Below are 19,918 nucleotides of genomic sequence, written 5' to 3' on the forward strand. Positions count from 1 at the left end.
GGGGGGGGGGGGGGGGGGGGGGGGGGCAGCGGACGGCCCGGTGCGAGTCGCTCTGCGCGCCGCGCAGGGTCGCCACCGCCTTGCGGTTGGCACGCGACGGGCCGGTGTGCGGATGCGCCGCGAAGTGGTCTTATGCCTCGGCGTGGTGGTGGGGCACCAGGCATCGCCGGTACGGACCGGGGAAGGTGCGGAGGCCGCCGCGCGACCGTCTCGCGATGTGGCCGACCGACACAGTGTGGACAAGTGGGGATCAATCAGCGTCCTTGCGCCTGATCCGGGCGCGCGGGCCGAGCGAAAGGGTTTCCGTGATGGAGCTGGCTGATGGGGTGTCGCCGGGAGCGTTGGTGGTGGCCGCGTTGGCAATGCTGGTAGTGCCGGGGCGTGTCGCGGTCAGCAGACGGGTCCGCACGTTGGTGGGGATCACTGTGGATGGACCTGCGGCCGTCCAGGGACAGGTCCGGGTCGATCCGCTCGGGTCCGCGTCGGCGTTCGACCTGCTCGCGGCGTGCTTGCGCTCGGGCTTGCCGATGGCGGCGGCCGCGCGGGCCAGTGCGCCGACGGCGCCGCCGGTCTTACGGGCCGCGCTGCTCCGGGCCGCTGATCTGCTGGCCCTCGGCGCGGACGCCGCTACCGCCTGGGAGCGGGCCTCGGCCGATGCGGTCGGCTCGCCCGGCGCGGACGAGGTGGAGGCGCTGGCCAGGATGGCCCGGCGTTCGGCGCGGTCCGGCGCCTCGCTGGCCGACGCGGTCGGCGAGCTCGCGGTCCAGCGGCGCGATGCCGTAGAGGACGCGGCCGTGGCGCGCGCCGAACGCGCCGGTGTGCTCATCGGCGGCCCACTCGGCCTGTGCTTCCTGCCCGCCTTCGTCTGCCTCGGCATCGTCCCGATCGTGATCGGCCTGGCCGACCGGGTGCTCGGCGGCGGAGGCCTGCTGTGACCGGCCTCGACGAGGCCACCGAATCGTCACCGTGCGGATCGGCCGCACGGTGTGGAAGAGAAGGGGAACATGATGACGCTCGTTCGCACCGTATATATAGGAGCGCGCACCAGACTCACCCGCCTGCTCATCGACGACGACGGGATGAGCACGGCAGAATATGCCATCGGCACGATTGCCGCGGCGGCCTTCGGGGCGGTGCTGTACGGGGTGGTGACCGGCGACAGCATCGTCAACGCCCTGACCCAGATCATCGACAAGGCACTCAACACCAGCGTCTGACCCGCTGGTCACCGGGCACCCTCGCCGACGACGCAGGCGCGGTGACGGTCGAGGCCGCCATCGCCCTGGCCGCCCTCGTCTGCGCCGTCGCCCTCTGCATCGGCGCCCTCCTGGCAGCGTCCACCCAGGTCCGCTGCCAGGACGCCGCCCGCGAAGCCGCCCGCCTCGCCGCCCGCGGCGACACCTCCCGCGCCCTCACCGCCGCCCGATCCGCCGCTCCACCCGGCGCGACAATCGACCTCCGCACCGAGGGCGACCAGCACCTGGCCACAGTCTCTGCGACAACCCCACTACTCCCCGGCCTCCGCCTACACGCCCGCGCAGTCGCCGTTACCGAACCGGGAGTCCGATGATGCCGCCCGCCAACACCGGACAACCGCCACCCGACCCCGCCGCACCCGAGCCCACGCCACTCAACAACGACCCCGTCCCGGGTCAAGCTGCCTGCTCGATCCCATCCGCAGTCGCGCAGGCTAGCTGGGCGACGCAGGCTCGTGTCCGGGACGTGGGGGGAGTGCGCCGGGGTTGGTTGTCGTTCGTGCTGGTGCCCGTTCGGTCTCGTGCGGTGCGTGTGGGGGTGTGGTGGAGGGGTGGGGATCTCGGGGGTGCGTCGGCGTTGGCGTGTTTCGCGCTGGCCGGGTTGATCTGTCTGACGGTCGTGGTCGGGCAGGTGGGGGCGGCGGTGGCGGCTCGGCATCGGGCGCAGGCTGCGGCGGATCTCGGGGCGTTGGCGGCGGCTGGGCGGTTGGTGGAGGGGGCTGATGCGGGGTGTGCGGTGGCGGGGGAAGTGGCGGGGCGGATGGGTGTGGGGGTGCGGGGGTGCGTGGTCGAGCAGTGGGACGTGATGGTGCAGGTGCGGGCGGAGGTGTCGTTCGGGGTGTTCGGGGTGCGGACCGTGGTGGCGTCCGCTCGGGCTGGTCCGGTGGAGGAGAGGGGGTGACGCGGAAGTGTTCACACTGGCCGGTGGATGTTTCGCCGCGCACTAATCGATAATTCGCTGAATAGCGCCGATGCCATTCCATGCGCATTCTTTGATGACACTGCGAAAAAAATGAAAACAATGGTGGCGGTTACTCGTGCGTACCCCTGGGCAATGGACCAGTTAACAGAAGACTTGTCCTTTTTATTCGTCCACGGGGCACCCGTGAGCCCTTCGGTGCTGGTCAGCGCAAATTCGGACAGTCGACCAGTTATCGACGGGCGAGGTGTAGCCGTTGTCACGTCAACGATGCGCGGGCATTACGGATCGGCAGGGTGCTGTTCGCCCCCACGCAACTCGCCGAGCACGGCGCGCAGCAGGCGGGCCGCGGCGTCCTTGTCGAGCGGATTGTTGCCGTTGCCGCACTTGGGCGATTGCACGCACGATGGGCAGCCGTCCAGGCAGGCGCAGCTGTCGATCACGCTGAGCGTGGCCGACAACCAGGCCTCGAGCTGGGCATATCCCCGCTCGGCGAACCCCGCACCACCCGGCTGGCCGTCGTAGACGAACACCGTCGGCGCGCCGGTATCGGGGTGTTCGGCGATGGACACACCGCCGATGTCCCACCGGTCGCAGCCCGCGACCAGGGGCAACAGGCCGATGGCGGCGTGTTCGGCGGCGTGCAGGGCGCCGGGGAGCGCGTCGTCGGCGATGTCCGCCGCGGCGAGCAGGGCGGGGGTGACGGTGTAGAGGACGGCGCGGGTACGCAGGGTGTGCGCGGGCAGGTCGAGTTCGACCTGGTCGAGCACCTCGCCGGTGACCAGCGTGCGCAGGTACCCGACGACCTGGTTGGTGACCGCGACCTGCGCGGATGCCGCCGTGACGGCCCCGTGGACCCGCTCGGCGAGCACCGCTTCGACGCGGATCGAGGTCACCTGCCGGGCGCTGGTGGTGAAGCCGGGATCCACCTCGTTGACGAACGCGACGCCACCCTCGAGGTCGAGCTCGTCGACCAGGTAGGTCTCGCCCTGGTGCAGGTGTACGGCCCCGTCGTGCAGGGTGGCGGGCGCGCGACCGGCGTCCGCGGTCCCGAGCAGCCGCCCGGTCTCGGCGTCCACGATGGCCACCGGGGAACCGAGGCCGCCGCGCACATCGACGGTGTCGTGCGGCTGGGTATGCGCGGTGACATGCCAGCGTCCCTGCTGCTCGCGCCCGCCGGGCCTGCGCCGGATCAGACCCTGTTCGGCCAGGTCAGCGAGTACTTCGGCGGCCCGCAGGTCGGTCACCTCGGCATCGGTGAGCGGCAGTTCCAGCGCGGCGCACAGCAGCTGGGGGCCGAGCACGTACGGGTTGTGCGGGTCGGTGATGGTGGCCTCGATCGGCCGGTCGAGCAGGGCGTCCGGGTGATGCACCAGGTAGGTGTCGAGCGGGTCGTCGGTGGCGACGAGCACCACGAGCGACCCCTGTAGCCGCCTGCCCGCGCGGCCCGCCTGCTGCCAGAACGAGGCGACCGTGCCCGGAAAACCCGCGATGACCACGGCATCGAGACCGGCGATATCGACGCCGAGTTCGAGCGCGTTGGTGCTGGCCGCGCCCAGCAACTCGCCCTGCGACAGCGACTTCTCCAGCTCGCGCCGGTCCTCGGCCAGATACCCCGCCCGATAGGCGGCAACCCGTTCCTGCAGTTCAGGAGCGGTTTCCGCCAGGACGCGCCGGGCGTCGAGCGCGATCAGCTCGGCGCCACGCCGCGAGCGCACGAAGGTGAGTGTGCGCGCGCCCTCGGCCACCAGGCTCGCCATGATCTTGGCGGCCTCGCCGGTGGCCGTGCGGCGCACCGGCGCGCCGTTCTCCCCGGTCAGGGTCTTGCTCAGCGGGGGTTCCCAGAGTGCGACGGTGCGCGCGCCGCGCGGTGAGGCGTCCGCGGTGACCGCCGTGACCGGCGCGCCGATCAGGGTGCTCGCCGAGGCGGCGGGGTCGGCACTGGTCGCCGAGCACAGCACGAACACCGGGTCGGCACCATAGAAACGGGCGATACGGCGGAGTCTGCGCAACACCAGCGCCACGTGCGAGCCGAACACGCCCCGGTAGGCGTGGCATTCGTCGACCACGATGTAGCGAAGATTGCGCAGCATCCGCGCCCAGCGCTGGTGCGATCGCAGCACGCCGACGTGCAGCATGTCGGGATTGGTGAAGATCCACCGCGCATTGGCCCGAACCCACTGCCTGACCTCGGCCGGAGTGTCGCCGTCGTAGCTCGCCGGATGCACCTCACGCAGGGGATTGTCGTGGATCAGCCCGCCCACGGCGCGCAGCTGATCGGCGCCAAGCGCCTTGGTGGGGGACAGGTAGAGCGCGGTGGCGCGCGGGTCCTCGTGCAGGGCGGTGAGGACCGGCAATTGGTAGCCGAGAGATTTCCCGGAGGCCGTTCCGGTGCTCACGACGACGTGGTTGCCAGCCGCGGCGAGCTCGGCCGTGCGGGTCTGGTGTTCCCACGGCAGTTCGATCCCGCTCGCGTTCAAGGCTGTGACCAGTGCCGATGGCGTCCATTCCGGCCACGGGGTGGTGCGGGCGGCCCGGGCGGGGAGCTCGGCGACATGGGTCAGCGGGCTGTCGCCGCCCGCCGCCTCGGTCAGGACACGATTCAGCAACGATCGACCGTAGCTTTCGGTCTTTCCCTGCTGCCGAACCTCGGCCCGGTCTGTCGGATTCATCCCGACCTCTCTCCCGCGACACGGGAAGTGTGAAACGTGTGTGTGTCGAGACCGCGACCTGGGATTTCGTAACCCAATAGCGACCTGGGTCACAGCTGGTTTGCTGGAAACCCGCCCGGTTATCCTGAAGCAAACAGACCGAAAGTACGGATTCACCCAATGTGTCCCTTACCTGCACATTCGCAAGATCAAGAATTTTGCAAATTGTCGGTAACTCGGCTGTTGAATTGCTCAAAGACATGGTTCACTGGGTCTCGGTCGCAAGCTTCTGTGTTCGAGGGACGGATCGAAGGTCCAACCATCAGCAGGATCGATGTTGCGAACGCCGTGCTCAGGATTTCCTTGCAGGGGGACCAACAGTACAGCGGTCGGAACGGGCCCGGTGGACGAACCCAGTTGTCCGCCGTTCCGGTAAGAAAGAGAAGGAACAGAATGGCACAGGGAACTGTGAAGTGGTTCAACGCGGAGAAGGGGTTCGGCTTCATCGCGCCCGAGGACGGCTCCGCTGACGTCTTCGTCCACTACTCGGAGATCCAGGGCACGGGCTTCCGTACCCTCGAAGAGAACCAGAAGGTCGAGTTCGAGGTCGGCCAGGGCACCAAGGGCCCGCAGGCCACCGGCGTTCGCGCGCTCTCCTGAGCTGCGAAACCCATCAACGCCCGTCCCCCACCTCCGTCTTCGGAGGTGGGGGACGAGCCGTTTCCGGGGCCCGATCCGTATGACTTTCGGGTGTCTTCGTAGCCTGGTCGACGCGGCTACCCAGGTGCGCAGGGTATAAACGTCACTGGTGGCGATGTCCGATCGTCGCGCCGTCTGCCCCAGCCGCGCACCGAGCGGACCTCCCGACGCGCGGATCTAGAAGGAAGGTGTTCGCCGGTGGCAACACGAGACCGCAGTTCAGCCGACCAGGGGCGTCCCCTGCGTCGTCTCGTGATCGTCGAGTCCCCGACGAAGGCCCGCAAGATCGCGCCCTACCTGGGCCGCAACTACACCGTCGAGGCCTCGGTGGGCCACATCCGCGACCTTCCGCGCGGTGCCGCCGACGTGCCCGCCAAATACAAGGGCCAGTCCTGGGCCCGCCTCGGTGTCGACGTCGATCACGACTTCGAGCCGATCTACGTGGTCAGCCCGGACAAGAAGGCCAAGGTCTCCGAGCTCAAGAGCCTGCTGGCCGACGCCGACGAGCTCTATCTCGCCACCGACCCCGACCGCGAGGGCGAGGCGATCGCCTGGCACCTGCTCGAGACGCTCAAGCCGAAGGTGCCGGTCCGCCGGATGGTCTTCCACGAGATCACCGAGCCCGCCATCCTCGCCGCCGCCGCCGACACGCGCGAACTCGACAACGATCTGGTCGACGCGCAGGAGACCCGCCGCATCCTGGACCGCCTCTACGGCTACGAGGTCAGTCCGGTGCTGTGGAAGAAGGTCATGCCCCGGCTCTCGGCCGGTCGCGTGCAGTCGGTCGCCACCCGGGTGATCGTGCGGCGTGAACGTGAGCGCATGGCGTTCCGGTCCGCCGAGTACTGGGATATCGCCGCCAAGCTCGACGCGGGCCCCGACGAGAACTCCGATTCCACCAACCCGCGCACGTTCGGCGCGCGGCTGGTGCAGGTCGAGGGCGATCGGGTGGCCTCGGGCCGCGACTTCGGTTCCGACGGGCAGCTCAAGTCGGCCTCCGGCGTCGTGGTCCTCGACGAGGGGTACGCGCGCAGGCTGGCCGAGGCGCTCGACGGCGCCGACCTGGTGGTGTCCTCCGCCGAGGCCAAGCCGTACACGCGCAAGCCGTACCCGCCGTTCATGACCTCCACGCTGCAGCAGGAGGCGGGCCGCAAGCTGCGGTTCACCTCCGAGCGCACCATGCGGGTGGCCCAGCGGCTCTACGAAAACGGCTACATCACCTACATGCGTACCGACTCGACCACGCTGTCGGAGTCGGCCATCGCCGCGGCGCGCTCGCAGGCCACCCAGCTCTACGGCGCGGAGTTCGTCTCGCCGTCGCCGCGTCAGTACACCCGCAAGGTCAAGAACGCGCAGGAAGCCCACGAGGCGATCCGCCCGTCCGGTGACACCTTCATGACGCCGGGTCAGCTGGCGTCCAAGGTCGACCAGGACGAGTTCAAGCTCTACGAGCTGATCTGGCAGCGCACCGTCGCCTCGCAGATGGCCGACGCGCGCGGCACCACGCTGACCTTGCGCATCACCGGCACCGCCCGCACCGGGGAGGAGTGTGTGTTCTCCTCCTCGGGCCGCACCATCACCTTCCCCGGCTTCCTCAAGGCCTACGTCGAGAGCGTCGACGAAGAGGCGGGCGGCCAGTCCGACGACGCCGAATCCCGTTTGCCCGCACTGGAAGAGGGTCAGGGCGTCACCGCCGTCGAGCTCACCCCCGACGGCCACAGCACCAACCCGCCCGCCCGCTACACCGAGGCGTCGCTGATCAAGACGCTCGAAGAGCTCGGCATCGGCCGCCCGTCGACGTACTCCTCGATCATCAAGACCATCCTCGATCGTGGCTACGTCTACAAGCGTGGTAGCGCGCTGGTGCCCTCGTGGGTGGCCTTCGCGGTGGTCGGGCTGCTCGAGGCGTACTTCGGCCGACTGGTCGACTTCGACTTCACCGCCGCCATGGAAGACGATCTCGACGCCATCGCCGGTGGTCGCGAGCAGCGCGGAAACTGGTTGTCCAGCTTCTATTTCGGTGGCGATCACGGCGCCGAGGGGTCGGTGGCGCGTTCCGGCGGGCTCAAGAAGATGGTCGGCGAGCAGCTCGACGACATCGACGCCCGCGAAGTGAACTCGATCAAGATGTTCGTCGACGCCGAGGGGCGCGACGTGGTGGTCCGGGTCGGCCGGTTCGGGCCGTACCTCGAGCGGATGGTCGTCAATCCCGATGACCCGCAAGGAGATCCGATCTCGCAGCGGGCGAACCTGCCCGACGACCTGCCGCCCGACGAGCTGACCCCCGAGGTCGCCGAGAAGCTGTTCTCCACGCCGCAGGAAGGCCGTTCGCTCGGCGTCGACCCGGTGTCGGGGCACGAAATCGTCGCCAAGGAAGGACGTTTCGGCCCCTACGTCACCGAGGTGCTGCCCGAGCCGCCCGCGCCCGACCCGGCCGCCGCCCCGGCGAAGAAGACCACCAAGAAGGCCGCCGAGGTCAAGCCGCGCACGGGTTCGCTGTTCAAGTCGATGGACCTGGCCACGATCACCCTCGACGACGCGCTGAAGCTGCTGTCACTGCCGCGCGTGGTCGGCGCCGACCCCGCCTCCGGCGAGGAGATCACCGCCCAGAACGGCCGCTACGGTCCGTATCTGAAGAAGGGCACCGACTCCCGCTCGCTGGCGACCGAGGAGCAGCTGTTCACCGTCACCCTGGACGAGGCGCTCAAGCTCTACGCCGAGCCCAAGCGCCGGGGTCGGCAAGCGGCCGCCGCCGCGCCGCTGCGTGAGCTGGGCAAGGACTCGGCCACCGACAAGCCGATGGTGATCAAGGACGGCCGGTTCGGTCCGTATGTCACCGATGGTGAGACCAACGCCAGCCTGCGCAAGGGCGACGAGGTCGAGTCGATCACCGATGCGCGGGCCTCCGAGCTGCTCGCCGACCGCCGCGCCCGGGGTCCGGTGAAGAAGGCGGCCAAGAAGACCACCGCGAAGAAGGCGGCCAAGAAGGCGCCTGCGAAGAAGGCCGCGGCCAAGTCGACCGCCACCAAGACGGCGACCAAGACCGCTGCCAAGAAGACGGCGGCCAAGAAGACCGCGGCGAAGAAGACCGTCGCGAAGAAGGCTCCGGCGAAGCCTGCCGCTGCGGACGAGGACTGACCAGGGGCGAGATTCGGTCCGGCGTCCGGTATCCGGTCGGCGCTGAGCGGCATCCGCGACCCGGTGCCGTGTTGCCAGTCCTCGGCCGCTGAGGCCGGTCGCGGTGGGCCGTTCGTCGAACCTGTCGTAGCCCGCGGCTAGTGTGTCTGGCGTGGCAGGTGTCTTCGATCGACTGGTCGGCCAGGACGTGGTCGAGGCGGAGCTGACCGCTGCCGCGACGGCGGCGCGGGCCGGTGTCGTCACGGGGGCGATGACGCATTCGTGGCTGTTCACCGGGCCGCCCGGCTCGGGTCGGTCGGTGGCCGCGCTGTGTTTCGCGGCAGCCCTGCAATGCACCGATCCCGACGTGGTCGGGTGCGGGAAGTGCCATGCCTGCACCACGACGATGGCCGGGACACACGGTGACGTGCGACGGGTCGTCCCCGAGGGGCTCAGCATCAGTACCAAGGAGATGCGCGAGATCGTGCAGGTCGCCTCGCGGCGGCCGAGTACCGGGCGCTGGCAGGTGGTGGTGGTCGAGGATGCAGACCGGCTCACCGAGGCGGCGGGCAATGTGCTGCTGAAGGTCGTCGAGGAGCCGCCGGACCGCACGGTGTTCCTGCTGTGCGCGCCCTCGGTCGATCCCGAGGACATCTCGGTGACCTTGCGTTCGCGGTGCAGGCACGTCCACCTCGTCACGCCGTCGGTACCCGCCATCGCGCACGTGCTGCGCGAGCGCGATCAGCTCGACGCGAAGACCGCCGAATGGGCGGCCTCGGTGAGCGGCGGCCACGTCGGCCGGGCCCGCCGTCTGGCCACCGACGAAGACGCCCGCAAGCGCCGCAAGCGCGCCCTAGCCCTGGTCACCGCCACCGAACGCCCCGGCGCTGCCTACGCCGCCGCCGACGAACTGGTGAAATCCGCCGACGACGAAGCCAAGCAGATGAGCGCCGAACGCGACGACCGCGAACGCGACGAACTGGCCACCGCCCTCGGCGCGGGCGGCACCGGCAAGGGCGCCGCCTCCGCCACCCGCGGCTCGGCGGGCGTCCTCAAGGAACTCGAACGCCGCCAGAAATCCCGCGCCACCCGCACCGGCCGCGACGCCCTCGACCGCGCCCTCATCGACGTCGCGGGCATGTATCGCGACGCCCTGGCCATGCGCTTCGCAGGCCGCGGCACCCCCATCACCCTCACCCACCCCGACATGGCCACGGAGATCACCGACCTCGCCACCGCCGTCCGCCCCGAAGGCCTGCTCCGCAGCATCGACGCCGTCCTCGCCTGCCGCGAAGCCCTCGACCTCAACGTCAAACCCCGCTTCGCCGTAGCCGCCATGGTCGCCACCCTCATCTCCGCCCGCTCCACCTGACCACCCGTTTTCGCGTTCGGCCCCTCCCCGCGATAGACTCGCGTCGCCGAAAGGCACGCCGCCTTAGCTCAGTCGGTAGAGCGCTTCACTCGTAATGAAAAGGTCGGGGGTTCGATTCCCCCAGGCGGCTCCAGGTCAGAGGCCCTTTCCGGTTCGCCGGGGAGGGCCTTACTCGTTTCGGCTCGCCTGGAACCGACTGATGATTCGTCCATGCGGTGGACCGCGGCCGGGTGGGAGTTGGGCCGCATGATCGGCGGGTGGATTCGAGGGGGACGTAGTGATCGACTGTGACTGTTGCGTGGATGAGGGCGCGTGGACGTCCCTGGGGGATCCAGGTTTCGGCACGTGGGTTCGGCTGGGGAATCGGGTCGATCCTTGGGACGATGGATCGGTTCAGGTTTGTGTCGAGGTCGGGGGGCCTGGGCTGCGCGCGACCCTGCATCGAGTGACGTTGGCTGTGATGGGCGAGTGTGATCTGGTCCCGTTCTTCGATGGTTTGTGCGCCGACTTCGCCGGCTGGGACGGCGTTCGGGGATGGTCGAGCGTGGACCGGGATCTGCGGATCGAGGCGGTTTTCGGGTCCGGGGGTTGTGTCGGGTTGACCTGGACCGTCCGGCCGTGGCGGCATGCGGACGGGAACTGGTCGGCGTCCACGACGGTGGTAGTCGAGGCGGGGGAGCAGATGGTGCGGTGGGTTGGGGATCTGGCCGTATCGTTGCGGGGTGAACTCAGCTGACACGCGACTTCTTCGGGATGGCGATCTCGAGACCCGGGAGGAGAACCTGCGGGTCCTGCTCGAGCGGGCGGATGCGGGGGACGGGTCGGCGAAGGACACGCTGCGGGTGCTCGTTCGCGACTATCCCGCCTACCATCGGGCGCTATACAGCCGGGCGTTGAATCGGGCGGCGGTGTTCGGGGACGCGTCGTTGGCGCCGTCGCTGCTCGACGCGCTCGCCGACACTCGGTACAACTGTCAGGCGTGGGCCGCGATGGGGTGTGCGGCGCTGGGGGTGCGGGAGGCGGTTCCCGGGTTGGTGGCCATGCTGGAGCATTCGCAGCAGATCGCGCGGGAGCAGGCGGTGATCGCGCTGGGGGAGTTGGGGGACGAGTCGGTGGTTGCGGTGTTGGCGCCGCTGCTGCGGGACTCGGACAGTTGGATGCGGGAGCGGGCCGCCGAGGCGCTCGGGCTGATCGGTGGGGAGGCGGCGCTGGCCGCGCTGTGGGAGGAGTTCGAGAACCGGCGGTACTTCCGGATCGGCTACATCGCCAGTGCGCTGGCCAGGTTCGCGCCGGACATCATCCCCCGGTTGTGCGCGGCGGCGCGGAGCGATGATCCGGACCAGCGGTATTGGGCGGCGGTCGCGCTCGGGTCTACCGGGGACGATCGCGCGGTGCCGACCCTGGAGCGGCTGATGGCCGAGGACAGGGGGTCGACGGTGTTCGACGGGATGGTGAGTGTGGCCGCGAAGAAGGGGCTGCGCACACTGCGGCGGATCCAGGCCGCCATCGCGGCGCGCGAATCCTGACTCTGCTCCGTACAGGGGCAGGGCTCGCCCGCGCTGTGATTACGGGGTGAGTGTCGCGCGCAGGATGTCGTCGATTTCTTCCGGGGGTGTTTCCAGCATCGCGAGGTGGCCCGCGGTGGGAAGGCCGAGGTAGGGGATGCCGAGGCGGTGGGCGAGTTCGCGGCCCGCTTTCGCGGAGAGCACCTTGTTGCGTTCGCCCCAGATCATCTGAACGTTGATGTCGGCGAACACATCCGGTGACATCCGGTCGATGCGCTCGAACGGCACGGCCACGGCGGCGGCGATGCCCGCCATGGGCAGGATGCGACCCTTGTCGGTCCACAGGTCTCGTAACCGCTCCCTGGTCGCCGCGTTCGACGCCGCGACCCGGCCGGTGCCGGTTTGGGCCCACACGATCGCGTCGGCGATCGGCTTCGGCAACGCGAGCGCGCGAAGCAGGCGGTGGGGGAAGACATTTCGTGCCGCCAGCCGGGCGAGCACGCCCAGCGGGGTCGGTGCGAGGGTGGCGGCGGTGGCGGGGTTGAACAGGACCATCGACCCGACGGTCGACGGGTGGCGCTCGGCGAACAGCAGCGAGACGGCGCTGCCCACGCAGTTGCCGACCAGATCGATGCGTTCGGCACCGATCTCGGCGACGAAGCCCTCGAGGATCTCGACGAGGCGGTCGATGCTCGGCTCGGTCGTCAGCGGGGAGTCGCCGTAGCCGGGGAAGTCCAGGGCGTACGCGGTGAAACGGTCGTCGAGTCCGGCGATCGCCGGTTCCCAGATGAGCCGACTCGAACCCAGGTTGTGGAGGAAGATGACCACTCGCGAACCGGAGCCGCGTTGGGCGTAGTGGATCGACTCGCCGCCGTACTCGAACACCGCAATGTGTCGAAGAGTCACCTTTTCAAGGCTAACGGAAAAGGCCCCCGACATGGTCGAGGGCCCTTCACGGGGTGCTCCTGAGCGAATCGCCGTTGACCGGCTCAGGAGACCTGACTCGGGTCAGCGGGCGGCGACGTTGCGGCGGGTGGCCCGAGAGTTCGTGGCGGAGAGCAGGATCTGGCGGAGGATGGCGTCGAAGGCGTCGTTGTCTTCGATATTGCCGAGGTGGCCGTGCGGGAGGATGTGGAAATCCGCGAGGTGGCCGGTGCGGCGCAGGGTGTCGATGAGCGGGCGCGACAGGCGCTGCGGGAGCAGGCGGTCCTGGGCACCGGCGATCACGGTGGTCGGGACGTTGAGGTTGGCGGTGCCCTCGGACAGGTCCATGTCGGCCATGGCGGCGGCGTGGCGGCCGCGGGCCAGCGGGCGACAGGACCGGATGATGCCGATCGCGAAGTCGACCTCGTCGGCGGTGGCCTCCGGGGTGACGATGCGGTGCCGGAAGATCTGCTCGGTGAGCCAGCCGCCGGGGATCGGCAGCGGCGCGAACAGCAGCGACTCGCTGATCGGCTGGGGCATCCGCACGGGCGCGCCGAGCACGGTGACCGGGTACTCACCGAGGGTGAGCTGCTTGTTCAGCACCGGCATCATGTCGGTTTCCCAGCGGATGTCGGCATTGGCGGTATTGGCCAGCAGCACCGCGGCGGCGCGCTCGGCGACCTGCTCGGGGTGGTGTTTGGCCCAGGCCTGGATGGTGAGCCCGCCCATGCTGTGGCCGACCAGCACGGCCCGTTCGTCCGGGCGCAGCGTCGCGTCCAGGACGGTGGCCAGGTCGTCGGCCAGGGTGTGCTCGCTGGGGGTGGCGGTGCCGAGGGTGGACTCGCCGTGGCCGCGCTGGTCGTAGCTGACCACACGGTACTCGTCGGCGAAGGCGCTGATCTGCGGGTTCCAGTACTCGATGCTGCACGCCCAGCCGTGGATGAGGACCAGGGTGGGGGCGGTCTCGGGACCGTAGACGTGCACCCGCAGGTGCGCGCCGTCGGTGGTGGTGACCGGGACGACCTGGTGCGCGGCAGTGGGGGCGTTGAGCCTCGCCGTCGCGAAACTGCGGTTCCGCAGTGCGGCACGGTACTGGGCGGTCAGGGCGCCGGTCTCTCCGTGCGAGACCAGTTTTCGCGCTGCCGCGAGCGTCTTCATCGACTTCGCAAGCATGTCGGCACTCCTTTGTGTCGTAGGCCACCGTACAGTGCAAGCACACGCGCTAGCTAGTGTTAGCGGGTCACAGTGTCCCATTTGTTGTCGACTGGGTCACACAGCGCGAAGACACTGTGAAATCGCACGAAATCTCCGGAAAGTTACGGCGTGGCGTGGATTGTCACGACCGGTCGCGTGCTGGCGGTGCCGAACGGGCGCCGCTACCGTGTGCAGGGTGGACATCTCGCACGTCACCGCAGGATTCCCCGGCGCCGGTCAGGAGCCGGGCGCGCCGCGTCCGCTGTGGCGGCGGCTGGCTCCGCCGCTGCTCGCCGCGGGGGCCGGGGTGGCGACCTTGGTGTTGCTGCACGTGCGCGACCCGCACGTCGAGGGTTCCTACGGGCTGTGCCCGGTCTACGTGCTGACCGGGGTGTACTGCCCGGGCTGCGGCGGCATGCGCTCGATCCACAATCTGACCGACGGCCGGATCGTCGACGCGTTGCAGAGCAATCTGCTGGCGGTGGCGCTGGTGGTCGCGTTCGCGGTGTTCGTCCTCGACTGGCTCAACCGCGCCCGGCGCGGCCTGCGCTGGCGGCTGCCGGGGCTGAGCGCGGCGACGGTGTGGACGTTCTTCGGCCTGCTCGCGGTCTACTCCGTGTTGCGCAACACGCCGTGGGGCACCTGGCTGGCCCCGGTCTGATACTGGAAACCGCGCCGTCGGCCAGGCAATCTGGAGGTATGCGCGATTCACTGAAGGATCGAGTCCGGCAGAAGTTGTTGCGCCAGCTGGCCGAGGACGGCCCCGACCCCGAGCGCGACGATTCCCGCAGCATCTCAGTGTCCGATGATCTCGAGGCGCTGGAGATGGTGCCCTCCGACGATCCGCTCGTCGAGGAATTGGCCCAGCGCTACCTGGTGTTCTGATGCGCCTGGCCGCCGAGCGGGGGGAGTTGCGGCAGCGGTTTGGTGCCCAGCCACAGCGCGAACAGTGAGCGCAGCGGCGCCACGCTGTAGTGCCCGGCCAGATCGACGAATTCCTCGGTGGTGACCGCGGTGTGCCGGTAGCGCGCGGTCCATTCGCGGATCAGTTCGAAGAACAGGTGGTCGCGCAGTTCCAGCCGCAGCGCGTGCAGGGTGAGGGCGCCGCGCTTGTAGACGCGGTCGTCAAACATGTCCTTGGGACCGGGATCGCCGACAACGATGTCCTGCGGCTGCCGGGCCAGATTGGCGCGCGCGGCCCTGGCCAGCTGGTCGGCGCTGGGCCCGCCCGCGGCCTCCGACCACATCCATTCCGCGTAACAGGCGAAGCCCTCGTGCAGCCAGATATCGCTCCAGCGCTTCAGGGTGAGGCTGTTGCCGAACCACTGGTGGGCCAGTTCGTGGGCGACCAGCCGCTCCGAGCCGCGCCTGCCGTCGCAGTGATTGGCGCCGAAGATGGAGATGCCCTGGGCCTCGATGGGGATGTCGAGCTCGTCCTCGGTGACGACCACGCTGTAGTTCTCGAACGGATACGGCCCGAACCGCTCGGTGAACAGCGCCATCATCTCCGGCTGCCGGGCGAAATCGTGCTCGAAGTTGGCGCGCAGCCGCGGCGGGACCACGGCCTGCATCGGCACCGGCTCGCCGGGCGTGCCGACGCGGTACTTGCGGTAATTGCCGATCTGGATGGTCGCCAGATAGCTGGCCATCGGCTCGGCCATCTCGTAGACCCAGGTGGTCTGGCTGGCCTTGGCCTGCTTGCTGATCAGGGTGCCGTTGGCCAGGGCGTAGAAGGGGCTGTCGGTGGTGATCGAGATCCGGTAGGACGCTTTGGAACTCGGGTGGTCGTCGCAGGGGAACCAGGAGGCCGCGCCGTTGGGCTGACTGGCCACCAGCGCGCCCTCGGTGAGTTCCTCCCAGCCGACCTCGCCCCACGGCCCGCGCACCGGCTTGGGCGTGCCCGCGTAGTGCACGGCGATCTCGAGCACGCCGCCCGCGGGGATCTTCTGCTGCGGGGTGACGGCGAGCTTGCCCTGCTGATGCGCGAACTTGGCCGCCTTGGTCCCGTTGACCAGCACTTTCGACACCGTCAGCGCCTGCGACAGGTCGAGCGTGAACCAGGCGCGCGCGGCGGTGGTGACCGCGATGACCACCGCGCGCCCGGCCAGCCGGTTGCTGGCGGGCCGATAGCTCAGCTCCAGCTCGTAGCGCGACACCCGGTAGCCGCGGTTGCCGTTCTGCGGCAGGTAGGGGTCGATCGGGTCCTCGTAGAACTTGCTCCGCATCAGGCGGCTCCGCGCTGCCTCGACTCCACGGTCGAGACGGGACCGGTCCACGGCGCGATGGGGTTGCCCCACCAGCGCGTCGAGGGCGGGACGACATCGCCGCGCATGACCAGCGACGCGGGACCGATGGTGGCGCCCGCGCCGATGTGGGCGGCGGGCAGGGCGACGCAGTGCGGGCCGAGGGTGGCACCGGCGTCGAGGGTCACGGTGTCCATGGACATGATCCGGTCGTGGAACAGGTGGGTCTGCACCACGCAGCCGCGTTCCACCGTCGCGCCGTCACCGAGTGTCACCAGGTCCGCCTCCGGTAGCCAATAGGATTCGCACCATACCCCGCGCCCGATTCTGGCGCCGAGTCCGCGAAGCCACAGATTCATCACGGGAGTACCCGTCGCGGCGCGGGCGAACCAGGGCGCGGCGACGGTCTCGACGAAGGCGTCGGAGACCTCGTTGCGCCACACGAACGAGCTCCACAGCGGATGCTCCACCGCGCGAATCCGCCCGACCAGCAACCACTTCGCGGCCACCGCGAGCGCACCGGCCAGCGCGCCCGCCGCCATCAGCACCACACCGGAGGCGAGCGCGGCGACGAGGTAGTCGGTGTACTGGGCGATGAGCGCCAGCACGAACAGCACGCCGAGGCCGATCGCGAAGGTGACCATCACCGGAATCAACCGGCAGGTCTCCACGACGGCGCGGGCCAGCTTGAGCCGCAGCGGCGGATCGAAGGTGCGGGAGGTGTCGCTGGATTCGGCCGCCCGGCGCAGGCGCACCGGTGGGCTGCCCAGCCAGGACGAGCCCGCCTTGGCCTTGCTCGGCGCGGCCGAGAGCACCGCGACCAGACCGTTCTTGGGGACCCGGCGGCCGGGCGCGGTCATGCCGGAATTGCCGAGGAAGGCGCGCTTGCCGACCTTGGCCTCCCCGATGCGCAGCCAGCCGCCGCCGAGTTCGTAGCTGGCGATCATGGTGTCGTCGGCCAGGAAGGCGCCGTCGGCGACCACGGTGAACTTGGGCAGCAGCAGCACCGTCGAGGCCTCGACGTTCTTGCCGATCCGCGCGCCGAGCAGGCGCAACCACAGCGGGGTGAGCAGGCTGGCGTAGAGCGGGAACAGGAAGGTGCGCGCGGAGTCGAGCAGACGTTCGGTGGCCCAGACCTGCCAGCCGGTGCGGCTGCGCACGGGGTGGTAGCCCTCGCGCAGGCCGATCCCGAGCAGACGCACGGCGAGCACGGTGGCCGCGGCGTAGACGAACAGGCTGAGCAGGGTGGCCACCGGCAGGATGGCGAAACCGTGCAGCGCGGCGGCGCCGATGGTGGTCTCCTCGCGGACCCACCAGGCGATGAAGGTGCCGCCGACGGCGAGCCCGAAGACCGGCATGGCCGCCAGCACCATCGACGACACCCCGAAGACCAGCAGCCAGTGCCGGGCGCGATCGGGCGCGTGGTCGGGCCAGCGGCGCGGCGCCTTCCCGGTCTTCGCCGCGGGCGAGCCCGCCCATTCCTGCTCCGCCTTCACCTTGCCGACGATTGCCGAACCGGGCGCGATCTCGGCCTTCTTGCCGATCTTGCTGCCGGGCAACAGGATCGAGCGGGCGCCGATCACCGCGCCCTCGCCGACGGTGATGCCGCCGATGTGCACGAGATCGCCGTCGACCCAGTAGCCGGACAGGTCCACCTCGGGTTCGACGCTGGCGCCGTCACCGAGTTCGAGCATGCCGGTGACCGGGGGCAGGGTGTGCAGGTCGACGCCCTTGCCGATCTTGGCGCCGAGCGCCCGGGCGAACGGGACCATCAGCGGTGCGCCGGACAGGCTTTCGGCGCCGCTGGCCTCGGACAGGCGCACCGCCGCCCACAGCCGCAGATGCACGCCGGAGCCGCGCGGGTAGGTGCCGGGGCGCAGGCCCGCCAGCAGCACGCGGGTGCCCGCGACGCACAGTGTCATCCGGCCCAGCGGCGAGATGAACAGCACGAACGCCAGCGCGATCCACCACCACGACAGCCGCGGCAGCCACGGCAGCGAGCCGGACCAGCCCGCGATGGCGGAGACGACGGTGAGCCAGGTGACCCATTGCAGGCCGGTCAGGGTGGTCAGCGGGATGGTGGCCAGCACCTGGGTGATCTGCGCGCGCAGCGGCGTGGGGGTGACGACGCGTTCGTCGACCGCGTCGACCGGGGCGCTGCCGTCGAGCAGCTCGACCAGCGAGCCGAGGCGCGGATGGTCGTAGAGGTCGGCCACCGTGACGTGCGGATACCGTTCGCGCAGCGCGCCGACCAGCTGGGCCGCCGAGAGCGAGCCGCCGCCGACATCGAAGAAATCGGTGTCCGGGCCGGTCACCTCGGCGCCGAGGATGGCGTCCCAGAGCCCGGCCACCCAGGCGGCGGTGCCGTGCAGGCCGTGCTCGGGGGTGTCCTCGGAGCTGGGCAGCGGCCAGGGGAGGGCGTCGCGGTCGACCTTGCCCGAGGTGCGGGTCGGCAGGTCGGCGACGATCGCCAGGCGCGGGACCAGCGGGGCCGGAAGTTGTTCGGCCAGAATCTCTCTGGCCTTCTTGAGGTCGTAGCCGGGGGCGGCGCCGGTGAGGTAGCCGACGAGGATCTTGTTGCCCGCCTTGGTGGTCCGGATCGCCGCGGCCGCGCCGCTCACGCCGGGCAGGTGTTGCAGGGCGTTGTCGAGTTCGCCGAGTTCGATGCGGCGGCCGCCGATCTTGATCTGGTCGTCGGCGCGGCCGAGGAAGATCAGGCCCTCGTGGTCGTTGCGCACCAGATCGCCACTGCGATAGGCGCGTTCCCAGCCGAGCGACGGCATGGGCGCGTACTTCTCGGCGTCCTTGGCGGGGTCGAGATAGCGGGCCAGGCCGACACCGCCGATGACCAGTTCGCCGGTCTCGCCCTCGGGGACGGGGGTGCCCTGTGCGTCGACCACCGCGAGATCCCAGCCGTCCAGCGGGAGGCCGATGCGCACGGGCATGGTGCCGTCGAGCTGGGCGGCGCACGCGACGACGGTGGCCTCGGTGGGGCCGTAGGTGTTCCACACCTCGCGTTCGGCGCCCGCCAGCCGTTCGGCCAGTTCCGGCGGCACCGCCTCGCCGCCGAAGATCAACAGCCGCACCGATTCCAGCGCCTCGGCGGGCCAGGTGGCGGCCAGCGTGGGCACCGTGGAGACGATGGAGATCGCGCGGCGCATGAGCCACGGGCCCAGGTCGGCGCCGGTGCGGACCAGATCGCGCGGGGCGGGGACCAGGCAGGCGCCGTGGCGCCAGGCCAGCCACATCTCCTCGCAGGAGGCGTCGAACGCCACCGACAGGCCAGCGAGCACGCGGTCGCCGGGGCCGATCGGCTTGTGCCGCAAGAACAGTCGCGCCTCGGCGTCGACGAAGGCGGCGGCATTGCGGTGGGTCACCGCGACGCCCTTGGGGGTGCCGGTCGAGCCGGAGGTGAAGATGATCCAGGCGTCGTCGGCGGGGGCGGGCAGGGTGTCCCAGTGCGCGTCGCCCGCGGCGGTGGTGGCCGACTCGATGCCGTCACCGGTGGCGATCGCGCTGACGCGGGCCTCGCCGAAGACCAGCTTGGCGCGCTCCTCGGGGTCGTCGGCGTCGACGGGGACGTAGGCGGCGCCGGAGTAGAGCACGGCCAGAATGGTGACGTAGAGCGCGGCCGAACCCGAGGGCATCCGCACGCCGACCCGGTCGCCCGGGCGCACGCCCGCCTCGACGAGCTCGGCCATCCTGGCCTCGACGGCGGCGATCAGTTCCAGATAGCTCAGCACCACGGTGCCGTCGTCGATCGCGGGTGCGTCGGGGTGGGTCTGGGCGGTGCTGGTCAGGATGTCGACCAGGGTGCGCGGCGCGGCCGCCAGATCGGCGCGCAGCAGCGGATCGCGGAGCAGCTCTGCCCCGAATTCGGTGTGTGGCTCGAGCATCGCGCTGCGTCCACCTCTCATCGGTTGACCCCCATCGGTGTCTGTTGTTTCACGGTCGGGTTACCGGAGGGCAAACGGGATGGTCACCAGATGCCAACGGTACTCGCCGGACGGTGTGCCGGACCGGTGCGCGGCCGGTGCC

The 19,918-nt window shown here is 70.0% G+C and carries 16 protein-coding genes and 1 tRNA gene; 12 read left to right on the plus strand and 5 right to left on the minus strand.

Annotated features, from left to right (window positions below; translation table 11 throughout):
• Positions 1–308: 308 nt before the first annotated feature.
• The 4 genes from WA675_RS24385 to WA675_RS24400 all read left to right on the plus strand — a co-directional run bounded on the left by WA675_RS24385 (position 309) and on the right by WA675_RS24400 (position 2,157).
• Entirely contained in the window at positions 309–935 is a 627-nt protein-coding gene (locus WA675_RS24385) for a type II secretion system F family protein (RefSeq protein WP_336087510.1), read from the plus strand.
• A gap of 69 nt (positions 936–1,004) precedes the next feature.
• Positions 1,005–1,217 (plus strand): DUF4244 domain-containing protein, encoded by a 213-nt coding sequence (locus WA675_RS24390; RefSeq protein ID WP_336087511.1) that lies wholly within the window; start codon positions 1,005–1,007, stop codon positions 1,215–1,217.
• Positions 1,218–1,258: 41 nt separating this feature from the next.
• On the plus strand, positions 1,259–1,570 hold the full coding sequence (locus WA675_RS24395) for a TadE family type IV pilus minor pilin (RefSeq protein WP_336087512.1): 312 nt from the start codon (positions 1,259–1,261) through the stop codon (positions 1,568–1,570).
• Positions 1,570–2,157 carry an Rv3654c family TadE-like protein gene (locus tag WA675_RS24400; RefSeq protein WP_336087603.1) on the plus strand — a complete coding sequence of 196 codons (588 nt, stop codon included), beginning with the start codon at positions 1,570–1,572 and terminating at the stop codon, positions 2,155–2,157. Before WA675_RS24395 ends, WA675_RS24400 begins: the two co-directional genes overlap by 1 nt.
• A gap of 299 nt (positions 2,158–2,456) precedes the next feature.
• Here the strand turns inward: WA675_RS24400 and WA675_RS24405 are convergent, their stop codons facing one another.
• Positions 2,457–4,847 (minus strand): DEAD/DEAH box helicase, encoded by a 2,391-nt coding sequence (locus WA675_RS24405; protein WP_336087513.1) that lies wholly within the window; start codon positions 4,845–4,847, stop codon positions 2,457–2,459.
• A gap of 432 nt (positions 4,848–5,279) precedes the next feature.
• Between WA675_RS24405 and WA675_RS24410 the strand changes: the two genes are divergently transcribed.
• The 6 genes from WA675_RS24410 to WA675_RS24435 all read left to right on the plus strand — a co-directional run bounded on the left by WA675_RS24410 (position 5,280) and on the right by WA675_RS24435 (position 11,540).
• Entirely contained in the window at positions 5,280–5,486 is a 207-nt protein-coding gene (locus tag WA675_RS24410) for a cold-shock protein (protein ID WP_019044597.1), read from the plus strand.
• A 237-nt stretch (positions 5,487–5,723) separates the two neighbouring features.
• Positions 5,724–8,663, plus strand: coding sequence for a type I DNA topoisomerase (topA, locus tag WA675_RS24415; protein WP_442945713.1), 2,940 nt, complete (start codon positions 5,724–5,726; stop codon positions 8,661–8,663).
• A gap of 151 nt (positions 8,664–8,814) precedes the next feature.
• On the plus strand, positions 8,815–10,014 hold the full coding sequence (locus WA675_RS24420) for a DNA polymerase III subunit delta' (RefSeq protein WP_336087514.1): 1,200 nt from the start codon (positions 8,815–8,817) through the stop codon (positions 10,012–10,014).
• 57 nt (positions 10,015–10,071) lie between these two features.
• A tRNA-Thr gene (locus WA675_RS24425) sits at positions 10,072–10,147 on the plus strand.
• A gap of 165 nt (positions 10,148–10,312) precedes the next feature.
• Positions 10,313–10,750 (plus strand): DUF6228 family protein, encoded by a 438-nt coding sequence (locus tag WA675_RS24430; RefSeq protein ID WP_336087605.1) that lies wholly within the window; start codon positions 10,313–10,315, stop codon positions 10,748–10,750.
• Positions 10,737–11,540 carry a HEAT repeat domain-containing protein gene (locus tag WA675_RS24435; protein ID WP_336087515.1) on the plus strand — a complete coding sequence of 268 codons (804 nt, stop codon included), beginning with the start codon at positions 10,737–10,739 and terminating at the stop codon, positions 11,538–11,540. The genes WA675_RS24430 and WA675_RS24435 overlap by 14 nt, the downstream gene beginning before the upstream one ends.
• Positions 11,541–11,579: 39 nt before the next feature.
• Here the strand turns inward: WA675_RS24435 and WA675_RS24440 are convergent, their stop codons facing one another.
• Positions 11,580–12,425 carry an alpha/beta fold hydrolase gene (locus WA675_RS24440; protein WP_336087517.1) on the minus strand — a complete coding sequence of 282 codons (846 nt, stop codon included), beginning with the start codon at positions 12,423–12,425 and terminating at the stop codon, positions 11,580–11,582.
• A gap of 102 nt (positions 12,426–12,527) precedes the next feature.
• Complete coding sequence (locus tag WA675_RS24445; protein WP_336087518.1) at positions 12,528–13,616, minus strand: alpha/beta fold hydrolase; 1,089 nt, start codon at positions 13,614–13,616, stop codon at positions 12,528–12,530.
• 217 nt (positions 13,617–13,833) lie between these two features.
• On the opposite strand from WA675_RS24445, the gene WA675_RS24450 reads away from it, so the two are divergent.
• Both WA675_RS24450 and WA675_RS24455 read left to right on the plus strand, forming a co-directional pair.
• Positions 13,834–14,298, plus strand: a complete 465-nt coding sequence (locus tag WA675_RS24450; RefSeq protein ID WP_336087519.1) for a DUF2752 domain-containing protein — start codon at positions 13,834–13,836, stop codon at positions 14,296–14,298.
• Between the two features lie 38 nt (positions 14,299–14,336).
• On the plus strand, positions 14,337–14,522 hold the full coding sequence (locus WA675_RS24455) for a hypothetical protein (protein ID WP_278260582.1): 186 nt from the start codon (positions 14,337–14,339) through the stop codon (positions 14,520–14,522).
• Here WA675_RS24455 and WA675_RS24460 read toward each other — a convergent pair.
• Both WA675_RS24460 and WA675_RS24465 read right to left on the minus strand, forming a co-directional pair.
• Complete coding sequence (locus WA675_RS24460) at positions 14,507–15,862, minus strand: M1 family metallopeptidase (RefSeq protein WP_336087521.1); 1,356 nt, start codon at positions 15,860–15,862, stop codon at positions 14,507–14,509. The genes WA675_RS24455 and WA675_RS24460 overlap by 16 nt on opposite strands.
• Positions 15,862–19,776: a Pls/PosA family non-ribosomal peptide synthetase gene (locus WA675_RS24465; protein ID WP_336087522.1), complete on the minus strand. Its 3,915-nt coding sequence runs from the start codon at positions 19,774–19,776 to the stop codon at positions 15,862–15,864. The genes WA675_RS24460 and WA675_RS24465 overlap by 1 nt, the downstream gene beginning before the upstream one ends.
• Positions 19,777–19,918 lie beyond the last annotated feature (142 nt).

Origin of the sequence: Nocardia sp. SSK8, from assembly GCF_037034205.1 — a bacterium.
GTDB lineage: Bacteria > Actinomycetota > Actinomycetes > Mycobacteriales > Mycobacteriaceae > Nocardia.